Here is a 25,173-nt window from a genome sequence, read left to right as displayed (position 1 = left end):
AGACCGTGCAGCCCGCGTCGGGCGGTCCGGCCGCCGCTACCCTCGGCGCCGGGCCACCCGCGTCCGCGGGTCCGTCGCGCCGTCCCGGCCCCCAGAACCATGCCTGAGCACTCCCATCAACCCGACGGCGCCGAGCTCGCCGCCCTGCGCCGCTCGCTCGACGAGCTGCGGATCGCGGTCGGCGAGGCCAGCCGCGCCCTCGCCGCGGCCGCGATGATCCTCGCCGCGAGCGCGGCGGACGCCGAGGAGACGCTCGGCGGCCCCGTGCCGTCCACGACGGACGCGGGTGGGGAGGACGTCGGCCCGGCCGCCGGGCCGGCGGAGGACGGGCCGCTTCCGCCGACGGCGGCCGAGGAGGCCGTGTCCCTCGACCCCGTCGCCCGCACGCAGGCCGCCCACGCCGCGCTGCAGGCGCAGCAGGCCGAGCAGCAGGGCGTGGCGATGATGGGCTTCGACCCGCCGCCCGACGCCGACGTCCCGCTCTCGACCGGGACGGATCCGCTCGGGGACGACGGGCACGGCGGCCGCGACGTCGTCCGGCACGCCGGGGCCCTCGCGCCGCGCGAGCAGCACGTGGACGGGGAGCTCGCGGTCGCCGAGGACGTCAGCGAGAGCCAGGCGGCCTGGGCCTCCTACGGCGCGGGTCCGAGCGCCCGTCCGGTCGACGCGGGCCTGGAGGGCGTCCCGCTCATCAGCTCGGACGTCGTCGAGATCGTGCTCGGGCCGCTCCTGGACCTCGGCGACCTCGACGGGATCGTCGACCGGCTCGCGGCCCTGCCCGTCATCGAGAGCGTCGGCGTCGTGGCGTTCGACGACACCGAGGTCGTCCTGCGGGTGGCGCTCACCCGGCCCGCGCCGCTGGCGGGGCTCCTGCGCACGGAGCTCGGCCGCGCGGTCGAGCGCTGCTACCTCGCGCAGGGCCGGATCGTCGTCGAGTTCGGGAGCGGGTCGTGAAGCCGATCCTCGCCGGCACGCTCGCCGCGCTGCTCTTCGCCGTCTTCTTCGTCGTCTTCCTCGCCGTGCCGCTGATCGTCATCGCGGTGGCGTTCCTCGTCATGAGCTGGCAGGCGCGTCGCGCCCGCAACCGGGCGAGCGCCGGGTCCCCGGAGGGCGCCGCATGAGCGACCACGACCGCGGCCGCGCCGGCGGCGACTCGCTCGCCGCCGCCTGGGCCCGCCGGACCGCCGAGCGGCTCGGGATCGAGCTCGTCAACCTCGCCGAGCAGCCGCCCCCCGGTCCGCTCGTGGCCGGGCTCCTGTCGGAGGCCGAGTCGCGCGAGCTGCGCGCCCTGCCGCTCGCCTTCCACGACGGGCAGGTCACCGTCGCGGTCGTGGACCCCGCCGCGCACGACGGCGGCACGGCGCTCGAGCGCCGGTTCGGGCGGCCGGTGCGCCTCGTCGTCGCGGCGGCCGACGACCTGGCTCACGCGATCGACCGGCGGTTCCCGCCCGAGGAGCTGCACGGCGAGCACGAGACCGAGGACCTGCGGCGCTCGCGCCTGGGCGACATCCTCATCGCGCACGGCGCCGTGTCGCCGATCGCGATCGACGCCGCGCTGCGCTACCAGGAGCAGGCCGGTGGCCGGCTCGGCGAGCTGCTGCTGCACGACGGCCTGATCGACGAGGCCGCCCTGCTGCGCGCGCTCGCGCGCCTGCACCGCCTGCCGGCGGTGGACCTCGGCGCCGTCGAGCCCGAGCCCGCGGCGCTCGCCGAGGTGCCCGAGGTCGTCCAGCGCGAGCTGCGGATCGTCCCGATCGCCATCCGCGAGGGGAACCTCCTCGTCGCGGCGCACGACCGCCTCGACGACGACGAGCTCGACCGCCTCGCCGAGGTCACCGAGCTCACCGTCCAGGAGGCGCTGGCGACGCCCACGCAGATCGACCAGCTGCTCCAGCGGCTCAACGAGCACGCGTACTCGCGGACCGCCGTCGACCTGCTGCAGCTCACCGACCCGGAGAACTCCGGCAGCGTCGTGGCGACCACGGCGCAGAAGCTCTTCCTCCTGCTCGTCGCCATCGTCTTCGTCGGCTGCGTGATCTGGGAGCCGATCATCACGCTCGCCGTGGTCTTCGGCCTCTACAGCGCGTTCCACCTCTCGGTCTCGCTGTACAAGCTGCGGCTCATCCTCCAGAGCCTCGGCCGGCACGCGCGCGTCGACGTCACCGACGAGGAGATCGCCGAGCTCGACCCGCGGACGCTGCCGGTCTACACGATCCTCGTGCCGCTGTTCCACGAGGCCGCGGTCATCCCGCGGCTCGTCAACGGCATCCACGGGCTCGACTACCCCCGGCACAAGCTCGACGTCCGCCTCCTCTGCGAGGCCGACGACGACGAGACGATCGACGCGATCCGGGCGCTGAACCTGCCGGCCCACTTCAAGCTCGTCATCGTCCCCGACAGCCTGCCGAAGACGAAGCCGAAGGCCTGCAACTTCGGGATGATCCAGGCCGCCGGCGAGATCACCGTCATCTACGACGCCGAGGACCGCCCCGACGCCGACCAGCTGAAGAAGGTCGTCGTCGCGTTCCGCAAGGCCCCGGACGACGTCGTCTGCATCCAGGGCAAGCTGAACTACTTCAACGCCGACCAGAACCTGCTCACGCGCTGGTTCACGGCGGAGTACTCGATGTGGTTCGACCTCATGCTGCCGGGGCTCGACGCGGCGAACGCGCCGATCCCGCTCGGCGGCACCTCGAACCACTTCCGGACCGACAAGCTCCTCGAGCTCGGCGCGTGGGACCCGTACAACGTCACGGAGGACGCCGACCTCGGCATCCGCCTGGCGCGGGCCGGCTACCACACGGCCGTCGTGGACTCCTCGACCTACGAGGAGGCCAACTCGGACATCCACAACTGGATCCGCCAGCGGTCGCGCTGGATCAAGGGGTACTTCCAGACGTACCTCGTCCACATGCGCCACCCGATCCGGACGTTCCGGCAGCTCGGGCTGCGCGGGTTCATCAGCTTCCAGCTGATCGTCGGCGGCAGCCTGACCTTCCTCTTCAACCCGGTCAGCTGGTTCCTCACGACGCTCTTCACGCTGACCCAGCTCGGGTTCATCCGCGAGATGTTCCCCGGCTTCGTGTTCTACGCCGCGGTCGCGCAGCTGCTCGTGGGCAACTTCGTCTTCATTTACGCGAACCTCGCGGGCACGATCCACCGCGGGTACTTCCAGCTCGTCCGGTACGCGCTCTTCACGCCGATCTACTGGGGCTTCATGTCGATGGCCGCCTGGAAGGGGTTCCGGCAGCTCGTCACGAACCCGTTCTACTGGGAGAAGACGGTCCACGGGCTCGACGCCAGCCACGCGCCCGCGCTGCCGGCGTCCGGTCCCGCGCCTGCGCCGGCCGGAGCCCTCGGCCCGGCCCCGGGCTCGGCCGCCACCTCGTCGACGACGTCCTCGGGAAGCCCGACCCATGTCGGCTGAGCTCGAGGTCGCGGCGCGCGGGCGCCGTCCGGTCGCCCAGCTCCTCGACACGCCGGTCCCGTCCGACCTCGGTCCGGCGGCGCCACGCCGCCCGGACGACGTCCCGGCTCCCGTGCCGGTCCACTGGGGCGAGGCGCTGCTCGTCTTCCTCCTCGGGTGGGCGATCTTCGCCGGCATCGGCTACCACGCGGTGGTCGTCCAGCACATCGTCCCCGGCGACGCGCTGAGCGCGATGAGCCGGGCGTTCTACGTCTGGCACAACGACCCGGCGAAGCTCGCCGCGATCGGCTTCGACCAGCCGCCGCTGCAGACGATCGCGCTGCTGCCCTTCGCCCTCGTCAAGCCGCTGGCGAGCTCCCTCGTGGCGCTCCCGGTCGCCTCGGGCTTCTGGGCCGCGATCGCGCTGCTGTTCGTCCACCGGACGTTCGCGCGCTGCGGGATGCCGATGGCGTTCCGCCTCGTGGCCGTGCTGCTCGTCGCGGCGAACCCGCGCCTGCTCTTCTACGCCGGCACCGGGCTGCCGGACATGGTCTACGTCGCCGCCCTCTCCGGCGCGCTCTACTTCCTCTTCACGTGGGTCATCGAGGACCAGCCGCGGTTCGTGGCCGGCGTGGGCATCGCCCTGGGCCTGCTCTGCGTGACCCGGTTCGGGTTCATGATCTGGGCGCCGCTGATCATGCTCGTCATCTACCTGGCCCTCGTGCGTCACGGGGCCGACGAGCGCGAGCGGGAGGGGCTCGTCACGACGGTGCTCGCCCCGCCGTTCGCGTCGATCGTCGTCTGGATCGTCGTCTGCTGGGTCATCGCCGGCGACCCGTTCGGCTGGCTGCAGTCGACGGGCGACAGCCACGGACTGGCGTCCGCGGCGGCCGTGCCGTGGGACGTCGGCTCGCTGCTGTCGAACACCGGCTGGCTGCTGCTCGGCTCGACGACGATGACGCTCCTGGCGCTCGTCGCCCTCATCTGGCGCGCGAGCCTCGGCGACGCGATCGCCACCGGTCTGGCGATGCTCACCGTCGGGGCGGTGGTGATCATGGTCGGCGACGTCGTCGTCAACGACGACCTCGCGCTCCTGTCGCTGCGCTCGGCGCTGCCGATCGCGGTCCTCGGCCTCGCCGCCGCCGCGTGGCTCTCGCGCGTCGGCGGGCCCGCCGGCATGGCGATGACGCTCGTCGGGCTCGCCGTGTCGATCCCGATCACCGGCGTGGCGATGGACCGCTACCCGTACCAGAACCTCGAGCAGGCCTTCCTGCGCGGCCTGCTGCACCCGGGCGAGGACCAGGAGGGCACGCGGTCGCGCGGCGGCTACAACGTCGGCATCTCCGCCGACCAGCGGATGGCGGCGTTCATCAAGGCGATGGCCGGCAAGCAGCGCGACAGCGTCCTGGCCGACAACTCGACGACGGCCGGCGTCATCCTGCTCAGCGGTCGCCCCGAGGTCTTCGCCGACCGCGTCGACCGCGGCGACGGTCCGTTCCAGTCGCTCATCCGCTCGCCCTGGGGGCGCGTGCGCTACATGCTCGTGGCTCCCGGCGCCGGGGGCGACGCGATCGAGCGCACGTGGCCCGGTGCCACGCGGGGCCGCGTCCGCGGGCTGCAGCCGGTCTTCTCCGTCGGATCGACGACGCTCCTGCTCGTCTCGGCGAGCGACCCGCGTCGCGCGGTCGCGCCGGCGACGCCCGGCTCGCGCGGCGGCTCGTCCGGGTCGGGCTCGTCCTCCGGGTCGGGCTCGACGTCCGGCACGACGACGACCGGCAGCGTCCGACCGGACTCCCTCGCCACCGTCCAGCCGGAGCTCGCGCCGTGACCGTCCTGCGTCCCGTGCCGGTCGCGCTGGCGACCGCGCTGCTGCTCGCCCTCGCCGGCTGCGGATCCGGCGACGACGGTCCGACCACCACGAGCTCGGCGGCCGGCGCGCGGCCGACGCCGCGCGCCGCGACGACCGACGTCGGCGGCGTCCGGCCGTTCGCGGCCTCCAGCGTCTGGAACCAGCGCGTGTCGGGCGCGAGCGCCGCCCTGGACTCCCCCCGGATGATCCGCCTGGCGGCGGAGTCGCCCGGCCCCGCGGACGACATCTCCCGTCGCTCGCGCCTGAACCGTCGCCGGCTCTTCGTCAACACGCGTGGCTGGGCGCCGCCCGTCTACCGCGTCGGGACGGGACGTCCGGTGCGGCTCCTCTGCCGCCAGGGTCGCTGCGTCGCCGGCGGCGGCGCGGTCCCGAGCGAGCTGCGGCTGCCGGACGACGCGAGCTCCGACCCCGGCCACGACGGCTGGATGATCCTCGTCGACGAGCAGCAGGACCTCGTCTGGGATCTCTGGCGCGCCCGTCGCGTCGGCGACACGATCTCGTACCAGTTCTCCCGCCGCTGGCGGCTGAGCGGCGACGGCGCCGGGATCCTCGAGTCCGCCGCCACGCCGCGCACGCCGAGCGTCCGCGGCTCGGGCGTGCCGCTGCTGGCCGGCCTCATCCGCCCCCAGGAGCTCCGGGCCGGGCGGATCGAGCACGCGCTGGCGATCTCCGTGCCGTCGCCGGCCGCCGGCCGGTTCGTGCGGCCCGCCTCGACGACGAACGGCCTGGGGCCGGTCGGCTCGCTGCCGGAGGGCGCCCGGCTGCGGCTGAAGGCCGACGCCGCGACCCGCGCGCTGCGGGCCGCCGGCCGCCTGCGCACGAGCGATCCCGCGGTCGTCGACCCGGCCGAGATCAACCGCGCGAACCCGCTCGTCAGCAGCTCGGCGATCGAGGGCGGCGACGACGCCTCGACGCTCACCGGCGACGGCTCGACGGGACGCCTGGACACCGTCCGCGAGCGCTCGGCGCGGGCGATCGTCCGCGCGCTGCGCGAGTACGGGGCGATCGTGGTGGATCGCGCCGATGCGCCGACGCTCTACGCGCAGAGCAACGTCGACTACGGTCGGCTGCTCTACGGCAACGAGCTCGGCGAGCTGCGGCTCACCGACTTCGAGGTCGTCGACCTCGGTCGCGAGCTCGAGGACGACGACGCACCCGAGGAGGCGGTCCGATGAGCGTCCTGCGCCACGTGCTCGCCTGCACGGCGACGGCCCTCGTCCTCGCCGGCTGCGGCATCAGCACCGGCAGCGACGTCATCCGGGGCGATCGCGCCGCCGCGGAGCAGCGCGAGGAGGCGGCCCGCGAGCGGCTCGCCGCCGAGCAGCAGCGGCGCTCGTCGCTGCCGAGCCGCCCGGACGGGTCCGCCGAGGTCTCGGTCTCCGGCGAGCAGTCGCTGCTGAAGCGCGCCGTCGAGGCGCTGCAGTCGCGGAACAGCTCGATGAGCTACGGCGTTCGCGTGCAGCCCGCCGACTCGGGCTTCGAGGATCTCTGCGCCGGTCGGATCGACCTGCTGCAGACCTCCCGTCCGATCTCGCGCGACGAGCTCGCGCGCTGCCGGGCCAACGGGCTCTCCGTCGGCAGTCCGGTGACGATCGGCTTCACGACCGCGATCGTCGTGACGCGCAACCGCGTCGATCTCGGTGGGGACTGCATGACGGTCGCCGGCCTGCAGCAGCTGCTGCGCCGCGGGTCCACGATCCGCAACTGGCAGGACGTCGGCTTCGCCGACAAGCCGTTCGGCGCCATGACGCTGCCGCTGTCCTCCGGGGTCATGCAGACCATCGGCCGGGTGGTCTTCGACAAGCCGATCGGCGAGTTCCTGGCGTCCGACCTGCGCGGGGACCTGCGCACCGTCGACGGCGAGTCGCGCATCGGCTCCTACGTCTCCGGCGACGACCTCGTCGCGCTGCTCGATCGCCGTGTCGCGGCCTACCGGACGAGCTACGCGCAGCGGCGTCGCAGCGAGTTCGCCGCGACCCGCCGGCGGCTCGTCAACGAGGCATCGCGGCGGGTCGTGGCGCAGATCGGGCGCGAGAACCGCGCCCGCAGCCGACGCAAGGAGGCGGTCCGCGATCCGGAGGGGCTGCGGCGGCGCAACGCGCAGCGCGTGGCCGCCGCCCAGCGGTCCGCCAACCGGGTCGCCGATCGTCAGGAGCGCGTCGCGGTGGCGCGGGCCGCCCGGCAGTTCCGCAACCAGAACCTCGCCGAGACGCTCGCGCCGGGTCGGCTCGGCATCGTGAGCTACCCGTACTACGAGGCGCACGCCGACATGCTGCGCCCGCTCGAGGTCGATCCGCGCGACGGGCGCGGCCGGGACTCCGAGGCGCCGAACTGCCGCTTCCCCTCGCAGGCGACGATCAACGCGCAGAGCTACCCGCTCGCGCGCGGCGTCTACGTCTACGGCGACGACCGGCGCCTCACCTCGGTCGCCGCCCGTACGCTGATCGCCTACGTGCTCGACGAGAACGCCACGCTCGTGCAGCGCGACGAGCTGACGCCGCTGTCGACGGCCAGCGCGAACCGCGTGCGTCGCCGCCTGCGCATCGCGGTCCCGGACCCGCCGTCGGGCGACCGCGGCACGACGACCACGACGACGACCCCGGCGCAGCCGTCCTCGCCGCCCTCCTCGGGGGTCCCGGGCATCGGTGCCGCGCCGTAGGGTCATGCGCGGCGGGCGTCCCGGAGCCCGGGCCGTCGCCGGGGTCGTCGTCGTGCTCTCGATCGCCGCGTGCGGATCGACGGGCGACGCGACGCGCACCCGCGCGGCGACGACCCCCGGCATCGCGAACGTGCCCGCCGCGACGCCGCGGGCCGCGAAGGCGAAGCCGGTCGGCCCGATCGGGGTCCCGAAGGGCTGGCCCGCGCGCCTGACCATCGGCCTCAGCGACGTCGAGGACGGCGCCGCGACGCTGCGCGAGCGGGCGCCGTTCGGCGTCCGCTGGGCCTACCTGTCGGGCGGCGCCGGCGGTCCCGGGACCTGGCAGCGCTGGCGCCAGGGCAACGGCAGCTTCGCGACCGCGTTCGTCGCGGACTCCGCGAGCAACGGCCAGGTGCCGTTCCTCTCGTACTACGTCCTGCAGCAGACCGAGGGCGCCGACCACCTGTCCCACGAGCGCGACAAGGTCGTCACGGGCCTCCGGGACCCCTCCGTCCTGCGTCCGGTCGTGGCGGACCTCACCGTCGCGCTGCGCCGGATGCAGGAGGGCGGGGCGCGCCTGTCGGTCCTGCAGGTCGAGCCGGACCTCTGGGGCTATGCGCAGCAGCGGTACGGCGAGGACGCCACGAAGGTCCCCGTCGCCGTGCGGGCCTCCGGCGGCGCGCTCGCGAAGGGCCTGCGCAACGACCTGCGGGGCTTCGCGACGCTCGTCACGCGGATCCGCAACCGGTACGCCCGCTCCGTGCGGCTCGCCTTCCCGGTCAGCATCTGGGGCACGAACAAGGACATCGTCGGCTCGAAGCCCGACGAGGACGAGCTGCGGGCGATGATCGGGCGCACGACCCGCTTCTACCGCTCGCTCGGCCGCCCGTTCGACCTGCTGACCTTCGAGTACGCGAACCGCACGAGCGGCTACGCCCGGATCGTCGACGGCGTCCCGGCCGATCAGGTGGAGTGGTCCAGCGCCGACTACGCGCGGCACCTGCGCTACGTCCGCGGCGTCATCGCCGGGACGCGGCGCGCCGGCGTGCTGTGGCAGGTGCCGGTCGGCAACGACGTGATGGCCGCCAGCGACGACACGAAGGGCCACTACCGCGACGACAAGGTCCAGCGGCTGCTCGGGGACCGCGGCCGCCCGCTGCTGCGGTCGATGCGCGCGTCGGGGATCATCGGCGTGCTCTTCGGCTCGGCCTTCCCGAACGACACCTGCGCCTGCGACGCGCAGAAGGACGGCGTGACCGGCAAGGAGGCCCGGGACGGTCGCCGGGCGGCGCTGTCGGCCGACGACGACGGGGGCTACCTCGTCGAGCAGGTCAAGCGCTACGTTCGCGGCGGGGCGCTGCGCAACGCCGGCGTGCCGCGGCGCTGAGCCGCGTGCGCGCGACGCCGCCCGCGACGGGCACGCGGGCCGGCACGACGGAGCCCGCGACGGCGTCTTCGGGCCGAGGAGGCGGGTCCCGACGCTGCCGCCGGCTCAGCGGCCCTCGGCGATCGCGGCCAGCGCGCAGGAGTTCTGCGCCGGGTCGGGATCGTTGAGCTTCCAGCGCGAGGAGACGAGCACGCTGCCGCCCCCGGCGACGTCGATCTGGACCTGGCTGTTCGGCCCGAGGTCGGTCGCCAGCGGCCCGGCCGGGTAGCCGACGGTCTCGTCGACGCCGGCCTGGCGCACCGTGACGGTGCCGCCGTAGGGGGTGTCGAGGACGACGCGCCGCAGGCCGTCGGGCTGCGGCTGACAGGTCAGCGCGAGGGTGCCGATCCCCGGGACGACCGTCGCGGCCACCTGGCGCTCGGCCGGCGGGACCGGCGTCTCGCGGCCGTCCCAGACGACCTGGGCGTTGCGGACGGGCGCCCCGCCGGCGCCGTCGACCTGCGAGAGGACGTCGAGCGACGCGGAGCAGGACGACGTCGCGGGATCGGTGAAGTCCCACTTCCACGTCAGGCGGTACCGGATCGGGGCGGCGAGCGGCGCCGATCCGGGCGCGCCGATCGGCCCGCGGTCGGTCACGATCCCGATGAACTCGCCGGTCGAGCGCTTCTCGGCGGGGGTGAACTTGTTCCAGCCCTCGTTGAAGTCGCGGCCGGTGCCGGTGGTGAGCAGCGCCTCGCGGAGCGCCTTCTCCGGCGTGGCGCCCCAGTCGCGGTAGGTCCAGGTGAGCATCGACGTCTCGCGGCGCGGGTCGGTCGGGAAGACGCGGATCCACTGCGTGTCCGGTCGGCAGACGATCTGGGCGGTGCCGATCCCCGGCAGCTGGACGCCGGCGCGGTCCGCGTCGAGGTAGCGGCCCTGCGTCCAGGAGACGACCGCCCGCTGGCGTGCGCGCTCGTCGGCCGTCGGCGGGTTGGGCGCCGGCGGGGCTGCGGCGTCGCCGCTCGGCGGAGCGGTGACCGTCAGCGGCTGCGCGGACGCGACGGCCCGGGTGGAGGCGCCGGCCCGGAGCTCGATGACGTAGCGGCCGCTCTCCGGCGTGCCGGTGAGCGGGACGGTGAGCGTCGTGGTGCCCGTCGCGGCGATCGTGCGGCCGGCGGTCGTGCGGCCGATCGTCCGCCGGCCGTCCCGGAGTGTCGCCCGCACGCCGGCGACCCGGCGCCGGCCGACGCTGCGCACGCGCAGGTCGATCGACGCGCCGGCGGCCGTGGCGACGGCCCGCACCCGCGAGCCCACGACCCGGACCGGCGCGCTGGCGCGCCGCAGGGTCTGACGGGTCGACGTGCGCGCGCGGCCGCAGCCGGGGACCCTCGCGGTGACGGTCGTCTCGAACCGCCCGCTCACCGGCCGGCGCCGGAGCGTCAGCGGGACGCGCAGGCGGCCGCGCCCGCTCGCGGTGCGGGACCCGGTCGCGACGATCCGTCCCGCGCGGCGGACCGTGACGCGCACGCCGCCGACCCGGCGCCGCACGGTGACGGTCGCGCGCGGGACGTCCTCGAACGCGACGACGTCGGTCGTCGGCAGGGCGGCGCGCACCGCCGCGGCGCACGTGCTCGCCGCGGCGGCACGCCCCGGCAGGACCAGCGCGGCGAGGAGCCCGGCGACGAGCAGGGGCAGGAGGACGAGGGAGGGGCGCGGAGCGGACACCGTCCTCAGTATCCGCCATCGCTCGCGGGCCGCGCGGCGGTCGCTGGCCGTCCGTTCGACCTCGGTGCTCCCCCGGGTGGCCGAACCCCCGTCGAGCGTGGCGCGCCGGCGCTCTCACCCCGCGAAGGGTGTGCGAGGATCGACCCGTCGCCTCCTCACGACCCCAGGAGATCACCGTGGCGCACACGATCATCGTCGGATACGACGGCCGGGCCGGCGGGCGCGCGGCCCTCGAGCTCGCGCTCCGGTCCGCCGACGTCCGCGCCGACGCGGAGATCGTGGTGGTCACCGCCGACAGCGTCGGCGACAGCCACCAGCCGGCGGTCCGCGCGGTCGAGGCGGCCCTGCTGGAGGCCGCCGAGGAGCGCCTCGCGGGCGCGCGCGAGCGTGCCGGCGACCGCGCGGGCGTGTCGTTCGAGGTCGTCCGGGCGTCGTCGCCCGCCGCGGCGCTGCACCGCCGCGCGGAGGAGCTCGGCGCGGCGCTGATCGTCGTCGGCGAGAGCCACCTCGGCGTGCTCGGCCGGATCGCGGCGGGCAGCATCACCGAGCAGGTGCTCCACGCCGCCCCGTGCGCGGTGGCGGTGGCCCCGCACGGCTACGCGCCGGTCACCGAGGGCGCGCCGCGGATCGGCGCCGCGTACTCCCGTTCCGCGGAGGCCGGCCTGGCGATCGATGCGGCCGTCGAGGCGGCGCGGCTCACCGGCGGCACGCTGCGGCTCATCCACGTCATCGGCACCGAGCTGCTCTGGTACTTCGGGGCGGTCGGCTCGCAGACGCTGCAGGAGGTCCGCGACGGGTTCGTCGCCGAGATGCGCGAGCGCGCCGAGGCGATCGACGGCGTCGAGGTCGAGGTGGAGGTCGTCGAGGGCGACGCCGCGATCGAGCTCGGTCGCGCGGGCGAGCACCTCGACCTCCTCGTCCTGGGATCGCGCGGCTACGGGCCGGTCCGCCGCGTGCTGCTCGGCTCCGTCAGCGCGAAGGCCGTGCGTCACGTCCGCTGCCCGATGCTCATCGTCCCGCGCGGCACCGGGGAGTGACGGCCGCCGCCCCGCACCGGCGTCGCGGGCGCCGCGCGTGAACTTCGCGCGCGACGTCGTCGGCGGCCGGGATCCCGCGGCCCGGGCGCTCGTCGAGCTCCGCCGCGACGGGGGGCGCCGCGAATGGACCTTCGGCGACGTCGACGCCCGCAGCGGCGCCCTCGCGGGGGCGCTGCAGGCGGCCGGCGCGCGTCGGGGCGACGTCGTCCTGACCCTCGTCGGCAACCGCGTCGAGTGGGTCGAGGCGATGGTCGCCTGCTTCCGGCTCGGCGCGGTCGTCCTGCCGTGCACCGAGCAGCTGCGCCCGGCCGACCTCGCGTCGCGGCTGCGGGTGGCCCGCCCGGTCGCCGTCGTCTGCGACGAGCGCAACCGGACCGCGCTGGAGGACGCCCTGACGGCGGTGTCGATCGACCCCGCGGTGCTGCTCGTCCCCGATCCGGCGCTCTACGACCACGCCGCGCCGCCCGCGGCCGAGCTCGACGACGAGGACCCGTGCCTCATCACGTTCACGAGCGGGTCGACCGGGACGCCGAAGGCCGTGGTCCACGCCCAGCGCTACCTCACCGGGCAGCGCCTGCAGGCCGGCGGCTGGCTGGCGCCCGAGCCGGGGCAGCTCGTCTGGTGCACCGCCGCCAGCGGCTGGTCGAAGTCCGCGCGCAACGTCTTCATCGCCCCGTGGATCCGCGGCGCGGCCGGCCTGCTGCACGACGCCCGGTTCGACCCGGACGAGCGGCTCGCGCTCGTCGCCCAGGAGCAGGTCGACGTCCTGTGCATGGCGCCGACGGAGTACCGGATCGTCGCCAAGCGCGCCGAGCTGCGGCCGCTGCCGTCCCTGCGCGGGCTCGTCGCGGCGGGCGAGGCGCTGAACCCCGAGGTGCTGGAGACCTGGCGGGCCGCGACGGGGCTCGACGTGCGCGACGGGTTCGGGCAGACGGAGACCGGTCAGCTGACCGGCAACCCGCCCGGCGTCGCGGCGCGTCCCGGGTCGATGGGCCGGGCGCTGCCCGGCGTGCGGCTGTGGCTCGACGACGGCGAGCTCGTCGTCGACCCGGCGACGGTGCCGACGTTCTTCCGCGGCTACCTCGATCCGGAGCGGGGCGGCGCGCGGCCGCTGGACGACCTCGTCGTTCAGGACCGCGGCGTGCCGTGGCGCACCGGCGACCGGGTGCGCGAGGACGCCGACGGCTACCTGTGCTTCGAGTCCCGGGCCGACGACGTGATCGTCAGCGCCGGGTACCGGATCGGGCCGTTCGAGGTCGAGAGCGCCCTCGTCGAGCACCCGGCGGTCGCCGAGGCCGCGGTCGTCGGCGCACCCGATCCCGAGCGCGGGAGCGTCGTGCGGGCCGTCGTCGTCCTGCGCGACGGGCACGCGCCGGGCGAGGCGCTCGCCCGCGAGCTGCAGCAGCACGTCCAGCGCGTCACGGCGCCGTACAAGTACCCGCGGATCGTCGAGTTCCGCGACGCGCTGCCGCTGACGGCGTCCGGCAAGGTCCGCCGCGCCGCGCTGCGCGACGAGACCGCCGACTGACGCGCGGCGCGCCGGCTGCCGCGCCGCCCCGGACGGCTGGTGCGTCGCGTGAGCCCCGGGGGCCGGGGCTCACGCGACGCGTCCCGAAGGGCCCGCTCTCGGCCGGGCCCCTACCGCTTGCGCAGGCCGACCGTGCGGTAGGCGCGGCGGCCCTGCGCGTCGCGCAGGACGACCTCGACCTGGGCGCCGCGGGTCCGGCGCAGGGCCGCGCGGACCCTCGTGGGCACGCGCACGGACACGGTCGTCGTGCGCGCGGGGCGCGTGACGAACCGCCGCGCCCCGATCCGCGCCTTCGCCCGGTACGTCCGGCCGCTCGTGCGCAGGCGCTCGGCGGTCCGCACGGTGGCCACGCCGCTGCAGCCCTTCGCGCAGCGCAGGACGACGTCGACGTTCCTGCTGCGCAGCGTCGCGGTGCGCACGGCGCCCCGGGTCGCGGCGCCGCTCGTCCGGGTGACGGTCGCGGTCGCCGAGAGCACGGCTCCGGGTCCCTGCGGCGTCGTCGAGGTCGCGTTCACGGTGTTCACGAGCTGCGCGCTGCCGCTGCCGATGGCCGTCGGGTCGCCCGTTCGGTCGTCGAGGCAGAGGAGCTGGAGCTCGACGGGCCGAGGCGCGGTCCCGGTGCTGGACAGCGTGAAGACCCGCGACTTGATCTGGGGCTCGTGACCGGCCAGCACGACGCCCGGAGCCAGGGTCCAGCCGGCCACGATCCCCTTCTGCTGCTCGCCGCAGATGAGCTGCTCGTCGACCGTCGCGCCCGCGGGCACGACGACGGTGCGGCTGATCGTCGTCCATCCGAGCCGCACGGCGCCGCGGTCCGCGGCGGTCTGTCGCTCGAGGCAGCCGGCCGAGACGGTCAGGTCGGCGCCATCGGGGCCGACCTCGACGACGAGCCGCCGCGTCGCGCCGTCGTCGGTGGCCCGCGACCCGACGATCCGGGCGCTGCCGCGCACGACGTCGATGCCGGGGCGGATCGCGATCCGATCGGTGCCGCAGGCCAGCGGCAGCTCGTGGGTGCCGGCGGGGAGCGTCGCCGTCGTGACGACCGGCGCGGCCGTGCGCAGCCCGCGTCCGCCGTCGGTGGCGGCCGGCAGGCAGGCGAGGTGCAGGCGCCCCTGCGCCCGGCCGCGGCCGTGGTGCACGAGCACCGCGTCGAAGGTCCCGGGAGCCGTCGCGGTCGCGCGGCGTACCTCGATCGCGCCGCGGTCGTCACCGTACTGGGGGTCGATGTCGACGACGCGCACGGAGCCGTCGCCGAGCAGGTCCCCGGCGCGGCAGGCGAGGCTGACCGTCGTCGACGCACCACCGTCGAGCGTCCAGTCCGACTGGACCTTGTAGGGCGTGATCCGGTCCGCGCCGCCGCCGATCGGGGTCGACGGGGCCTCGACCGTGACCGGGATCCGGAAGGTCGCGCCGTCGCCGGGGACGAGGGTGCCTGCGACGCAGCGGACGGTTCGCCCGTCGCGCGTGCAGCCGGAGGGCAGCGTCCCGATCGTCAGGCCCGCCGGCACGACGTCGGTCAGCACGACGTCGGCGGCGGCCGTGCCGCCGCGGTTCGTCGCGCCGAGGGCGAAGGTCGCGACCTCGCCGGGCACGGCCGTGGTGCGGTCCACGCCCTTCGTCGTCAGGAGCTCGGCCGGGGTGGCGGGGGCCTCCGCCGTCGGGAGGCAGCCGGTGAAGAGGTGCTGGTGGGTCTCGTAGCTCGACGAGAAGCCCTGCGCGATGACCTGGCCGAGGTTGTGGCCGATGCTCTGCGCGACGACCTGGGCTCGCGGGGCGAGGATCGATCCGCCGTAGGCGGCGTTCGTGCTGAGGGTCATCCCCGTCGCGGCCGGCAGGTTCCAGAGCGTCGTCGCGTTGCGCTGGGTCGTGCCGTCGCTGGACTGGATGAAGCTGTTGCCGGAGCGGTAGCGGATCTCGCCGTTGACGGTCACCGGATCGGCGCCGAGGACGTTGATGAGCGTCGTCGAGCCGGCGGGCGTGTCGATGAACGTCGCCCGGATGCCGGTCAGCTGCCCGCGGGTGACGGTGAAGACGTTCAGGTCGCTGTTCGTGCCGGTGAGCAGCAGGACGTTGCCCCCCATCGGCGTGACCGTCGCATCGGAGTCGACGACCGACGCGGTCCCCGTGCTCGGCAGCGCGCCCCAGCGGGCCGACGCGTCGCGCAGCGCGACGAACGCCGCGGGGAGGTCGAGCGGGTTGGTCGCCAGCCGGCTGCCGCCGCCGTTGAAGTTGATGTGCCCGGTGAGCGTCCCGACGTAGGCGCTGCCGCGCTGCAGGTTGAACGAGCCGCCCGTGCCGGCGACGACGAGCGTCGGCGTCGCGGCCGCGGCGGAGAGGCGCGTGCCGACGGTCATCCCGCCGGCCTGCAGCGAGCCGCCGTAGGCGATCGCGCCCTCGGACTCCGAGCCGCGGCGGCCGTCCCCGGCGACGAACTCGGTCCAGCCGGTCGCGGCGCCGAGCGGCGCGGTCTCGCACCGGACGGGCGCCGCGGTCGCCGGCGCGACGTCGCGGCCGCCCAGGAGCAGCAGCAGGGCGCCGGCGAGGAGCGTCACCAGCACGACGAGGCGCGGCGCGGATGGACGGAGCGAGGCGGGAGGCGTCATGGGGTCTCGGAGCTGGTCTGGCGAGCGGCCGCCGACGGGGCTCCGATCCGGTGATCGGCCGCGGCCCGGGCATTCTGACCGCTCGGGGCCGCGCGACACGCCGCCCGCCGGTCGACGGCGGTCCCGGCGGGTGCCACCTGGCGTGTCGGGGGCGCCCCCGGGGCCGGGCGCACGCGATGCGCCCGGGGGCTCGCGGTGGGCGCGCGGATGGGCGAGGAGGAAGAGGACTCAGGCGCGCTGCGAGAAGCGCCGGCCGAGCAGCTCGCCGGCCAGGACGTTGCGCATGATCTCGACGGTGCCGCCGGCCAGCGACATGCCGCGCGCGTCGCGGTAGAGCCGCTCGAGCGGCAGCGCGCGGGTGTAGCCGGCGTGACCGTGGAGCTGGATCGCCTGGGCGCAGATCCACTCCGCGGCCTCGTTCGCGGCGACCTTCGCCATCGCGGTCGCGCGGGTGGCGGGGAACCCCGCCTCGTCGGAGGAGGCCGCCCGAGCGAGCAGCAGGCGCGCGCCGTCGAGCCGGATCGCCATGTCGGCGAGCTTCCACTGCAGGCCCTGGAACTCGGCGAGCTCGCGCCCGAACTGGCGGCGCGCGCGGACGTGGCGCAGCGAGAGCTCCAGCGCGGTGCCGGCGCAGCCGAGCGTCATCGCGGCGTTGCCGCACCGCTCGGGGTTGAACTGGCGCAGCATGAGCGCCGCGCCGGCCGACGAGCCGCCGTCGGGCGGGACGAGGACGTCCCCGGCGTCGATCCGCACGGCGTCGAAGCGCAGGTCCGCCTCGGCCATCCCGCGACCGCCCATCTTCGGCTCGGACTCGCGACTGGAGAACCCCTCCGCGGCCCGGTCGACGAGGACCGCGCCGATCCCCCGCGATCCGGCGGTGCCGGCGAGCCGCGCGAAGACGAGCACGACGTCGGCGGCGTGCCCGCCGGTCGTGTAGCACTTGGCGCCGTCGAGCCGGAAGCCGCCCGTCCCGTCGGGCGTGAGCGTCGTGGTGAGCTCGGTCGCCGCGGACCCGGCGTCCCGCTCGGTGATCGCGATCGCGATCAGCCGCCGGCCGGCGGCGACCTCCGGCAGGTGCGTCGCCCGCTGCTGCGGCGTGCCGAGCCGGTCGATCGCCCGTGGCGGCCCGTTGAGGTAGAGCTGCGCGAGCATCGCGGAGGCGAAGCACGAGCCGGCGAGCTCCTCGAGCACCGCGCAGGCCTCGGGCACGCCGAGCCCGTCGCCGCCGTGCTCGACCGGCACGGTGAGCCGCAGGAGCCCCGCGTCGCGCAGCGCCGCATACGAGGGCGCGGGGAAGCGGTCCTCGGCGTCCCACCGCGCGGCGTCCGGCGCGATCGCCGCCGCCACGTCCCGCGCCCGCAGGCGGACCTCGCCGAGCGGCCCGTCCTCGACCTCGCGAACGGGCGGGATCACGGGCTCGGACACGCCGTCCAGGCTAGTCGAGCGCGCCGTCGATCGCCGTGCCCCGCCGGCCGCGCGCCCGCGCGTGGACCGGGCCTCCGGCGCCCCTGGGCGGGTACCCTCCCGCCTGCCGCCCCCATAGCTCAGGGGATAGAGCATCGGTTTCCTAAACCGTGTGCGCAGGTTCGAATCCTGCTGGGGGCACCTCGACGCGCTGGCGCATCGCCGCGTGGTACTGGCGCACCCGGGGCCTGAACGCCCTCGCCGACGCAGGCGACTTCGTCGGCGTGACGCGGCGGATCAACGGCGGCACGAACGGGCTCAACGATCGGCGCCGCTGCCTCGGGCGCATCGACGACGTCGACTGCCGTCCGGGCGTCGCGAAGCACGAGGCCGATCCGCGGTACGGGCTGCTGACGAAGGGCGAGCGCGAGGCCGTCGACCGGCTGCTCGCCGCCCGACGAGTGAAGTACCGCCACGGCGGTTCGTGGGCGAAGGTGCCCGGCTGGTCGACGAAGGCGGCCGCGGCGGCGGCGCGCATCGGCGTGCTGCTCGCGCGGATCGCCGTCGGCTCGCATCCAACCGGCCGAAGCGCCGGGCGTACCTGCGCAAGGTGCTGCGCCAGGGCTCGATGACCCGGCCCTGCGGGCGACGCAGAGCGCGCGTCTCTTCGCAGCCCCCGGCTCCCGCCGGGGTTCTCGTCGTTCTACGCGTCGCGCTCGGCGGCGACGTCGGTCACGATCTGGTGCACCCGCTGATGGGACAGTCCGACCGCCTCGGCGATCGCACGGCGGGAGAGCCCGCCAGCGGTCGACGCTTCCCAGAGCCCGACGCGGAACGCCGTCTCGGCCTCGTCGCGCTCCTGGCGCAGCCGGCGGAGCCGCTCGAGGTGGTCGGTGCTCACGCCGCGACGGTGACGGTCACGGTCTTCGCCGGCGCCGCGACCGCCGCGCTGTACGTCGCGTGGATCGCGTCGCGGTCCAGGTCGTGCGCGTCGATCACGGCGTCGAGACGCTGTGTCGCGTCGTCGCTGCCGACGCCGAGCAGCTCGATCGCGACGAGCTCGCCGGCGTTCAGGACGGCGTAGGCGCCGGGTGCGACCTCGCGGTTGCGGTCGTTGCCGTCGCCGTGGTCGGCGAGGTGGATCATCAGCGCGCGGGCGCGCGGGTCGTACTTCGCGTGCATCGTTCAGACCTCGTCCGGGCGGTAGATGGTGACGATCACGTCCCAGTCCTCGGACTCGGTGCAGACGACGATAGCGCGGTCGTCGAGGGCGATTCCATGGTGGAGCGTGGTGCCCCAGGGCTGGGCGGTGCGGGTGTGGGCGGTGGCGATCACGTGCTCGACGTCGAGGCGGGAGATGTTGCGCTCCTCCATCCGCTGCTCGGCGTGCTCGGTGATCTCCATGCGCCTAGTAAACTAGACGGCCCGGCTCTTGTCAAGCAACCTAGACGCGGTCCGCTTCGGCCCATGACGCGAGGCCACTCAGTCAGCCGATCACGCTGAACGCCTGCAGCGCGACGAAGACCAAGCTCCGTATGACCGCGGCGCCAGCGCGAGACCTGGGTTTCGTTCACGCCGATCTCAGCACGGTCCGTCCTCGTTCGCGCGCCGTCGCCGGCGGGCGCGGCGGTCTTGGAGCGGGCCACGAGCTCCCCGGCGCGTTCGCAGGCCACGCGCGCGGGTCCACCGAGGCTCGGGACGTGCCGGGACGCGAGACGGGACCCACGATCCTCGACGGGCGCGCTGCGGTGCTCGCGGCGGTGGGGGGCGACCTCGGGATCTCCGGGTGGCGGGTGGTCGGACAGGCGGAGATCGACGCCTTCGCCGCGGTGACGGGGGACGACTACTGGGTGCACGTCGACCCGGCGCGCGCCGGGGCCTCGCGGCACCGGGGGACGATCGCCCACGGGCTGCTGACCCTGTCGCTCGGCCCGGTGCTCACCTACGAGCTCGTGACGTTCCGGGGGTTCTCGTCGATGCTGAACTACGGCTTCGACCGGGTGCGGTTCATCCGTCCGGTGCCGTCGGGGTCGCGGGTGCGAATGCGGCTGCGGGTCGTGGACGCCGAGATCGTCACCGGCGGCATCCGGGCGCGGATGGAGCAGGCGTTCGAGCGCGACGGCGAGGCGGGACCCGCGTGCGTCGCCCGGTCGGTCGTCCAACTGCTCGACTGACCTCGGGCGAGGCGTCGCGGGCGGGAACAAGTTGTGCATGCAATTTCCGTCGGGTTCCCCGCGGACGGTCGTCTCACCCTCTGAGCGCCTGCTTCGGCGGGCGCGCTCAGACAGTGCGAGGCGCGCTGGATGGGATCCGGTCCCGGAGCCGGTGCGGACGTCGATGGGGGATCACGACGCGCCGACCGGGACCTCGCCAAGACGGTCCGGGCTCGTTGGGGGACGTAGCCCGGGCCGTCTCGGCACGCCTGCGGCCGGTCCGAAGATGGGGCCATTCCGCCATTGCCCGCAGCGGGTCCCCGACGCAGGATCCCTGGCATGCCGATCGAGGGCGTGCCGCGGACCCCTGCGGCTCCGGTGGACGGGATCTTCGACGCCGCGTGCGAGCTCGTGCTGGCCGCCCGCGCGCTGGAGCGCGAGAGCGTGGCCGCGCCGTCGGTCGCGTCGCTGCCGGCCGGCGTCGGCGCGGTCGAGGAGGCGCTGGAGGCGCTGCGCGCCGCCACGGACGCGCTCGACGCGCTGGCGGTCCGGGCCGGCGACGAGCGCACGCACCGCGCGCTGGACACGCTCTTCCACGCCCTCTCGACCGCGGGGCGGCGGTGCGAGGAGGCGCGCCGGACGGCCGCGCTGCGCTCGGCGCGGACGGGTCAGGGCTCGACGAGCCCGCGCCGGATCGCGTAGCGCGCGAGCTCGACCCGGTTGCGCAGGCCGAGCTTCTCCAGCGCGTTGGACCGGTGGCGATCGACCGTGTGCGGGCTGATGACGAGCCGCTGGGCGATCTCCTCGGTCGTCAGGCCCTCCGCGATCTGCTTCACGACCTCCTGCTCGCGGGCGGTGAGGACGTCGCGCGGCAGCGAGCCGCCCGCCCGGGCGTCCTCGAGCAGGTTGCGCGTCAGCGTCTGCAGCGCCTTCGGATAGAGGAACGGCGTGCCGCGCATCGCCGCGCGGCACGCCTCGACGAGGTCGCGGTTGGCCGCGGACTTCAGGACGTAGCCCGCGGCGCCGGCCTTCAGCGCCTCGAAGAGGTACTGCTCGTTCTCGTGCATCGAGAGCAGCAGCAGGCGGACGTCGGGCCGGCGCCGGGTGAGCTCGCGGGCGACCTGCAGCCCGGTGCGGCCCGGCATCGAGACGTCGAGGATCGCGAGGTCGACCTCCGTCCGCAGCGCCACCTGGAGGGCCTCGTTCCCGTCGCCCGCCTCGGCGACGACCGCGAGGTCGGGCTCGTGGTCGAGGATCATCCGGATGCCGCTGCGCACGAGCGCGTGGTCGTCGGCCAGCAGGATCCGGGTCGGTCCGTGCGCGGTCACGCCCCTGCCTCCCGGGGCGGGCGCCGGCAGACGACGACGGTGCCCGGGTCGCCGGCCTGGAGCTCGAGCGTCGCATGGACGAGCCGCGCGCGCTCGCGCATGCCGGCGATCCCGCCGACGCCCGGGACGGGGCCGTGGACGCCGCGCCCGTCGTCGGCGACCCGCAGGGTCACCCCGTCGTCGTCGCTGCGCAGCGTCACCCGCACGCGGGTGGCGCCCGCGTGGCGGATCGCGTTCGTGAGCGCCTCCTGGGCGATCCGGTAGAGCGCCAGCGCGACGTCGGGGTCGAGGTCCACGTCGAGGGGGTCGAGGTCGCGCAGCACGGGCAGGCCGCTCTCGTCCTGCACGCGCACGCAGAGGGCGATCAGCGCGTTGACGAGCCCGAGGTCGTCGAGCCCCTCGGGGCGCAGGCGGTGGGCGATGCTGCGCACGTCGCGCAGCGCGCGTCCGACGGTCCGCTGCGCGAGCTCGCGCTGGTCGCCGTCCATCGTCGCCCGCTCGAGCTGGAGGCTCAGCGCGGTGAGCGTCTGGCCGATCTCGTCGTGGATCTCGCCGGCGACGCTGCGGCGCTCGGCCTCCTGCGCCGCCGCGGTCCGGCGGTCGCTGTGCAGTCGCTCGACGCGGAACCGCTCGAGCATCGCCTCGAACGCGTCGAAGAGCTGGTCGACGTCGCGGTCGTCGGGCGCCACCCACTCGCGCAGGCCGGGGTCGGGGCGCAGCGGATCGACCGTCTCCATCGCGTGCGCGAGCCGGTGCAGGGGGGCGAGCAGCCGTCGCAGCGCGAGGTAGATCGTCAGTAGGACGACGGCGAGGGCGCCCAGCACCGTCGCGAGGTCGGCGGCGCCGGGCGGGGACGAGATCCGCACCGGCAGCAGCGCGAGCACGGCCGTGACGGCCACGAGCACCGTCGACGCGACGAGGAAGATCTGACGCGCCAGCGGCATCCGGACGAGCAGGTCCATCACCCGACGGTGCCAGACCGCCGGGTCACCGGGGTGCGACGGTGCCGATGCGCACGACGCGCAGCGAGCGCACGCGCCCGTCCGGCAGCGCGATGTCGACGACGTCGCCCGACGCGCGCCCGACGAGGGCGAGGCCGACCGGCGAGAACGCCGAGACGACCGTCGTGCCCTCCTCGCCCGGCACGTCGACGTCGAAGGCGAGCCGGTACCGGCAGCGGCGACGCCCGTCGTCGACGTCGACGACGGTGCCGACGGCCACGAGCAGGTAGCCGGCGTCGTCGGGGTAGGCGACGACCGCGCGGTGCGCCGCCGTCTCGAGCTGGACGATCTGGTCGGCGACGTCGGCCGCGGGATCCGCGTCGCGCTCGGCGCGACGACGGTCGAGCTGCGCGAGCAGGGCGTCGTACTCCGGGCGCGTCACGAGGAGGGCCTTGGTCGCGGGCGGCGTCGCGGTCTCGGGCATGCCGGACACGATGGACGGCCCGGTCGCGCACGGCCATGGCGGAAGACCGCCATTCCGCGTGCGCCCGGGCGCCGTCCCGTCGGGCGGAGGGGGCCGACGCGGTCGGTCAGCGGGCGGGGGCGACGGACGGTGCGGCGAGCGCCGTCCCGATGCCGAGGAAGAACGTCGTGGCGCGCTCGACGAGCTCGTCCTGCGGCCACCGCACGCGCTCGACGTGCCAGGCGGAGAGGACGTCCGCCAGGCCGCCGATCGCCAGCTCGCCGGCGAGCCGGGCGGCGGCCCGGTCGGTGACGTCGGGCCAGAAGAGGTCGGCGCGCGCGGCGATCTCCTCGGCGAGCGCCGCCGCGGTGACGGCCCGGCCCCGCGCGACGACCTCGCTCGAGTGGCTGTCCGTGGCCAGGATGCTCAGTCGCGGCTCGGCGAGCAGGAACGCGAGCAGGCCCTCGACGAGACGCGCCGCGCGGTCGTGCGGGGTGCCGCCGGCGCTGCTGGCGCGGTCGAGCGCGTCCACGGCGGTCGCGATCACGTCCTCGAAGAGGGCGTCGATGAGCGCGGCCCGGTTGGCGAAGCTCTCGTAGAAGTAGCGCTCGCTGAGCCGTGCCGCCTGGCAGACGCCGGTGACCGTCAGGGCCTTCGCGCCGCCGTCGGCGAGCAGGCCGCGCGCCGCCTTCAGCAGCTGGGTGCGGCGCTGCGCGCGGCGCTCCTCGGCGGTGAGGCCGTTGTAGACGCGCTGGCCGGCGGAAGCCACGGGGGCACATCCTGGCAGAGGCGCCCCGCATCTGACAAGCGGCCTTCTTGACATCTGGAAAGGGCCCTGTCAGAGTGGCGCCGCTCGTGACGTGCGACGCTCGCGCGAGCAGGGGGAGAGGCACCGTGCATCCAGCGATCGACCACCACGTGGTGCGCCGCCCGGACCGGGGCGTGGAGGCCGTGCGATGAGCGCGGGAGCCGACCGCGCGCCGGGGTCCTCGCCGGTCCTCGACTCGCGGCCCGCCGGGGTCCTGCTGCAGGCCGGGGGGATGCTCCAGCTCGCGGGCCAGGCGCTCTGGCGCGGCCTGCGCCCGCCCTACGACTACGGGCCCGAGCTCGTCGCGCAGCTGCGCTTCGCGCTGCGGATCTCGCTCTTCCCGCTCGTCCTCACGTCGTTCGCGCTCTCGTTCGGGCCCGCCGGGATCCAGGCGTCGAACTTCCTCGGGCTGTTCGGCGCGCTCGACCGGCTCGGCGGCGTGTACGTCATCGTCGTCATCCGCGAGTTCGCGCCGCTCGTCACCGCGATCGTCGTCGCCGGCGTCGCCGGGACCGCGATCTGCGCCGATCTCGGGGCGCGCGCCGTGCGCGAGGAGCTCGACGCGCTCGAGGTCCTCGGCGTCGACGTCGTGCGCGCGCTCGTCGTCCCCCGCGTCTTCGCGATCGCGATCGTCTGCGTCCTCTTCGACGTCTTCGCGCTGCTGGCCGGGGTGCTCGGCGCGATCCTCGTCGTGCTGCAGAACCACGCGCCGCTCGGCCCGTTCTTCTCCACGTTCTTCAACAGCGCCACGACGCTCGAGCTCGCCGCGTCGTTCGTGAAGTGCGCGATCTACGGGGCGATGATCGCCACGGTCTGCTGCTACAAGGGCATGAACGCGACCGGGGGCGCCGCCGGCGTCGGGCGGGCCGTGAACCAGTCGGTCGTCATCGCGTTCCTCGCCACCGGCGCGATCAACTACGTCTTCACGCAGCTCCTGCTGGCGACGAACCCCGTGCTCTCGGAGGTCCGGTGAGCACCCGGCTCGCCGGACGGCGCGCCGCGCAGGCGCGCGAGGTCCTCGACGTCCTCGGCGACGGGGTCGACCTCGGCTGGCGGATCACCCGCGGCGCGCTGAGCCCGCGGATCCGGCGCTACCTCGCCGAGGTCCTGCGCCAGGCGAGCATCCTCATCACCGGCTCGCTGCTCATCGTCCTCGGGCTCGTGCTCGCGCTCGGCCTCGCGATCGGGATCGAGGGCGCGTACGCGTCGAAGATCGTCGGCGCGCCGTCGGTCGCCGGCGCGTTCGCCGCGATCGCGGACCTCCGCGAGATCACGCCCTACGCGTTCGGCTACATGATGGCCGCGAAGCTCTCCACGGGCTACGTCGCCGAGATCGGGACGATGCAGATCGCGGAGGAGGTCGACGCGCTCGAGGTCATGGGCCTGGACTCGGTGCTCTACCTCTGCTCGACGCGGCTGCTCGGCACGTGGCTCGTGCTGCCGTTCATCTACGCGATCGCGATCGTCGTCGCCTACACCGGCTCGTACTTCGCGGTCGTCACGCAGATCGGCCAGGTCTCCGCCGGCGGCTACCTCGAGCTGTTCTGGAAGTTCCAGAGCCCGCAGGACTACCTCTTCTCCGGCCTCAAGGGCATGGCGATGGCGACCTTCGTCGTGATCGTCGGCTGCTACTACGGCTACCGCGTGCGCGGCGGCCCCGTCGAGGTCGGTCGCGCCACCGCCCGCGCGATGGCGGTGAACCTCGTCGGCGTCCACGTCATCGGCATCCTCGGCTCCCAGCTGTTCTGGGGAGGCATGCCCCGACTCCCGATCGGCGGATGACGGTGGTCCCGCCACGCCTCGTCTCCCAGGTCGTGCTGGGCCCGCCCATCCCCCGACTCCCGATCGGCGGATGACGGTGCTGCTGCCACGCCTCGTCTCCCAGGTCGTGCTGGGCCCGCCC

Annotated in this window: 23 protein-coding genes, 1 tRNA gene and 1 pseudogene; 15 read left to right on the top strand and 10 right to left on the bottom strand. The window is 75.1% G+C overall.

Annotated elements, in window-relative coordinates; genetic code table 11:
• Positions 1–99 precede the first annotated feature (99 nt).
• The 7 genes from SK069_RS13455 to SK069_RS13425 are packed head-to-tail and all read left to right on the top strand — an operon-like array spanning position 100 to position 9,301.
• A complete protein-coding gene (locus SK069_RS13455) occupies positions 100–954 on the top strand; it encodes a hypothetical protein (RefSeq protein ID WP_319954760.1) in 855 nt (284 codons plus the stop codon).
• On the top strand, positions 951–1,121 hold the full coding sequence (locus SK069_RS13450) for a hypothetical protein (RefSeq protein WP_319954759.1): 171 nt from the start codon (positions 951–953) through the stop codon (positions 1,119–1,121). The genes SK069_RS13455 and SK069_RS13450 overlap by 4 nt, the downstream gene beginning before the upstream one ends.
• Positions 1,118–3,427, top strand: coding sequence for a GspE/PulE/PilB domain-containing protein (locus tag SK069_RS13445; protein WP_319954758.1), 2,310 nt, complete (start codon positions 1,118–1,120; stop codon positions 3,425–3,427). Before SK069_RS13450 ends, SK069_RS13445 begins: the two co-directional genes overlap by 4 nt.
• A complete protein-coding gene (locus tag SK069_RS13440) occupies positions 3,417–5,234 on the top strand; it encodes an ArnT family glycosyltransferase (RefSeq protein WP_319954757.1) in 1,818 nt (605 codons plus the stop codon). Before SK069_RS13445 ends, SK069_RS13440 begins: the two co-directional genes overlap by 11 nt.
• On the top strand, positions 5,231–6,451 hold the full coding sequence (locus SK069_RS13435) for a hypothetical protein (RefSeq protein ID WP_319954756.1): 1,221 nt from the start codon (positions 5,231–5,233) through the stop codon (positions 6,449–6,451). The genes SK069_RS13440 and SK069_RS13435 overlap by 4 nt, the downstream gene beginning before the upstream one ends.
• Positions 6,448–7,935, top strand: a complete 1,488-nt coding sequence (locus SK069_RS13430; RefSeq protein WP_319954755.1) for a substrate-binding domain-containing protein — start codon at positions 6,448–6,450, stop codon at positions 7,933–7,935. The genes SK069_RS13435 and SK069_RS13430 overlap by 4 nt, the downstream gene beginning before the upstream one ends.
• 4 nt (positions 7,936–7,939) lie before the next feature.
• Positions 7,940–9,301: a hypothetical protein gene (locus tag SK069_RS13425; RefSeq protein ID WP_319954754.1), complete on the top strand. Its 1,362-nt coding sequence runs from the start codon at positions 7,940–7,942 to the stop codon at positions 9,299–9,301.
• A 105-nt stretch (positions 9,302–9,406) separates the two neighbouring features.
• Here the strand turns inward: SK069_RS13425 and SK069_RS13420 are convergent, their stop codons facing one another.
• Entirely contained in the window at positions 9,407–11,005 is a 1,599-nt protein-coding gene (locus tag SK069_RS13420) for a hypothetical protein (RefSeq protein WP_319954753.1), read from the bottom strand.
• Between the two features lie 176 nt (positions 11,006–11,181).
• Here SK069_RS13420 and SK069_RS13415 point away from each other — a divergent pair, with 176 nt between their 5' ends.
• A complete protein-coding gene (locus SK069_RS13415; RefSeq protein ID WP_319954752.1) occupies positions 11,182–12,042 on the top strand; it encodes a universal stress protein in 861 nt (286 codons plus the stop codon).
• Between the two features lie 37 nt (positions 12,043–12,079).
• The gene (locus SK069_RS13410) at positions 12,080–13,570 is read left to right on the top strand and encodes an AMP-binding protein (RefSeq protein WP_319954751.1); all 1,491 of its coding nucleotides are present in this window, start codon (positions 12,080–12,082) and stop codon (positions 13,568–13,570) included.
• Positions 13,571–13,680: 110 nt separating this feature from the next.
• On the opposite strand, the gene SK069_RS13405 is transcribed toward SK069_RS13410, so the two are convergent.
• Positions 13,681–16,173, bottom strand: coding sequence for a choice-of-anchor A family protein (locus SK069_RS13405; RefSeq protein WP_319954750.1), 2,493 nt, complete (start codon positions 16,171–16,173; stop codon positions 13,681–13,683).
• 228 nt (positions 16,174–16,401) lie between these two features.
• Positions 16,402–17,598 carry an acyl-CoA dehydrogenase family protein gene (locus SK069_RS13400; protein WP_319954749.1) on the bottom strand — a complete coding sequence of 399 codons (1,197 nt, stop codon included), beginning with the start codon at positions 17,596–17,598 and terminating at the stop codon, positions 16,402–16,404.
• 108 nt (positions 17,599–17,706) lie between these two features.
• Between SK069_RS13400 and SK069_RS13395 the strand changes: the two genes are divergently transcribed.
• Both SK069_RS13395 and SK069_RS20310 read left to right on the top strand, forming a co-directional pair.
• Positions 17,707–17,778 (top strand) — tRNA-Arg (locus SK069_RS13395).
• A 20-nt stretch (positions 17,779–17,798) separates the two neighbouring features.
• A pseudogene (locus SK069_RS20310) lies at positions 17,799–17,906 on the top strand (glycoside hydrolase family 19 protein); the annotation flags it as partial.
• A 374-nt stretch (positions 17,907–18,280) separates the two neighbouring features.
• Here the strand turns inward: SK069_RS20310 and SK069_RS13385 are convergent.
• Genes SK069_RS13385 through SK069_RS13375 form a run of 3 tightly spaced genes read right to left on the bottom strand, consistent with a single transcriptional unit; the run spans position 18,281 to position 18,981 of the window.
• Complete coding sequence (locus SK069_RS13385; protein WP_319954747.1) at positions 18,281–18,478, bottom strand: hypothetical protein; 198 nt, start codon at positions 18,476–18,478, stop codon at positions 18,281–18,283.
• Complete coding sequence (locus tag SK069_RS13380) at positions 18,475–18,759, bottom strand: hypothetical protein (protein WP_319954746.1); 285 nt, start codon at positions 18,757–18,759, stop codon at positions 18,475–18,477. Before SK069_RS13380 ends, SK069_RS13385 begins: the two co-directional genes overlap by 4 nt.
• A 3-nt stretch (positions 18,760–18,762) precedes the next feature.
• Entirely contained in the window at positions 18,763–18,981 is a 219-nt protein-coding gene (locus SK069_RS13375; RefSeq protein WP_319954745.1) for a DUF4258 domain-containing protein, read from the bottom strand.
• A 296-nt stretch (positions 18,982–19,277) separates the two neighbouring features.
• Between SK069_RS13375 and SK069_RS13370 the strand changes: the two genes are divergently transcribed.
• Both SK069_RS13370 and SK069_RS13365 read left to right on the top strand, forming a co-directional pair.
• Positions 19,278–19,751, top strand: a complete 474-nt coding sequence (locus tag SK069_RS13370; RefSeq protein ID WP_319954744.1) for a MaoC family dehydratase — start codon at positions 19,278–19,280, stop codon at positions 19,749–19,751.
• Positions 19,752–20,069: 318 nt separating this feature from the next.
• The gene (locus SK069_RS13365) at positions 20,070–20,432 is read left to right on the top strand and encodes a hypothetical protein (protein ID WP_319954743.1); all 363 of its coding nucleotides are present in this window, start codon (positions 20,070–20,072) and stop codon (positions 20,430–20,432) included.
• On the opposite strand, the gene SK069_RS13360 is transcribed toward SK069_RS13365, so the two are convergent.
• The 4 genes from SK069_RS13360 to SK069_RS13345 form a co-directional block, all read right to left on the bottom strand.
• Positions 20,399–21,058, bottom strand: a complete 660-nt coding sequence (locus SK069_RS13360) for a response regulator transcription factor (protein WP_319954742.1) — start codon at positions 21,056–21,058, stop codon at positions 20,399–20,401. The two genes, SK069_RS13365 and SK069_RS13360, sit on opposite strands and share 34 nt — an antisense overlap.
• A complete protein-coding gene (locus SK069_RS13355; protein WP_319954741.1) occupies positions 21,055–22,020 on the bottom strand; it encodes a sensor histidine kinase in 966 nt (321 codons plus the stop codon). The genes SK069_RS13360 and SK069_RS13355 overlap by 4 nt, the downstream gene beginning before the upstream one ends.
• A gap of 25 nt (positions 22,021–22,045) precedes the next feature.
• Entirely contained in the window at positions 22,046–22,483 is a 438-nt protein-coding gene (locus SK069_RS13350) for a GreA/GreB family elongation factor (protein WP_319954740.1), read from the bottom strand.
• Positions 22,484–22,589: 106 nt separating this feature from the next.
• Positions 22,590–23,231, bottom strand: a complete 642-nt coding sequence (locus SK069_RS13345) for a TetR/AcrR family transcriptional regulator (protein ID WP_319954739.1) — start codon at positions 23,229–23,231, stop codon at positions 22,590–22,592.
• A gap of 187 nt (positions 23,232–23,418) precedes the next feature.
• Here SK069_RS13345 and SK069_RS13340 point away from each other — a divergent pair, with 187 nt between their 5' ends.
• Both SK069_RS13340 and SK069_RS13335 read left to right on the top strand, forming a co-directional pair.
• Positions 23,419–24,243, top strand: a complete 825-nt coding sequence (locus SK069_RS13340) for an MlaE family ABC transporter permease (RefSeq protein ID WP_319954738.1) — start codon at positions 23,419–23,421, stop codon at positions 24,241–24,243.
• The gene (locus SK069_RS13335; protein WP_319954737.1) at positions 24,240–25,052 is read left to right on the top strand and encodes an ABC transporter permease; all 813 of its coding nucleotides are present in this window, start codon (positions 24,240–24,242) and stop codon (positions 25,050–25,052) included. Before SK069_RS13340 ends, SK069_RS13335 begins: the two co-directional genes overlap by 4 nt.
• Positions 25,053–25,173: the final 121 nt, after the last annotated feature.

The organism is Patulibacter brassicae (assembly GCF_033949425.1).
GTDB classification, from domain to species: domain Bacteria; phylum Actinomycetota; class Thermoleophilia; order Solirubrobacterales; family Solirubrobacteraceae; genus Patulibacter; species Patulibacter brassicae.
This window is presented reverse-complemented; position numbering and strand designations above follow the sequence as displayed.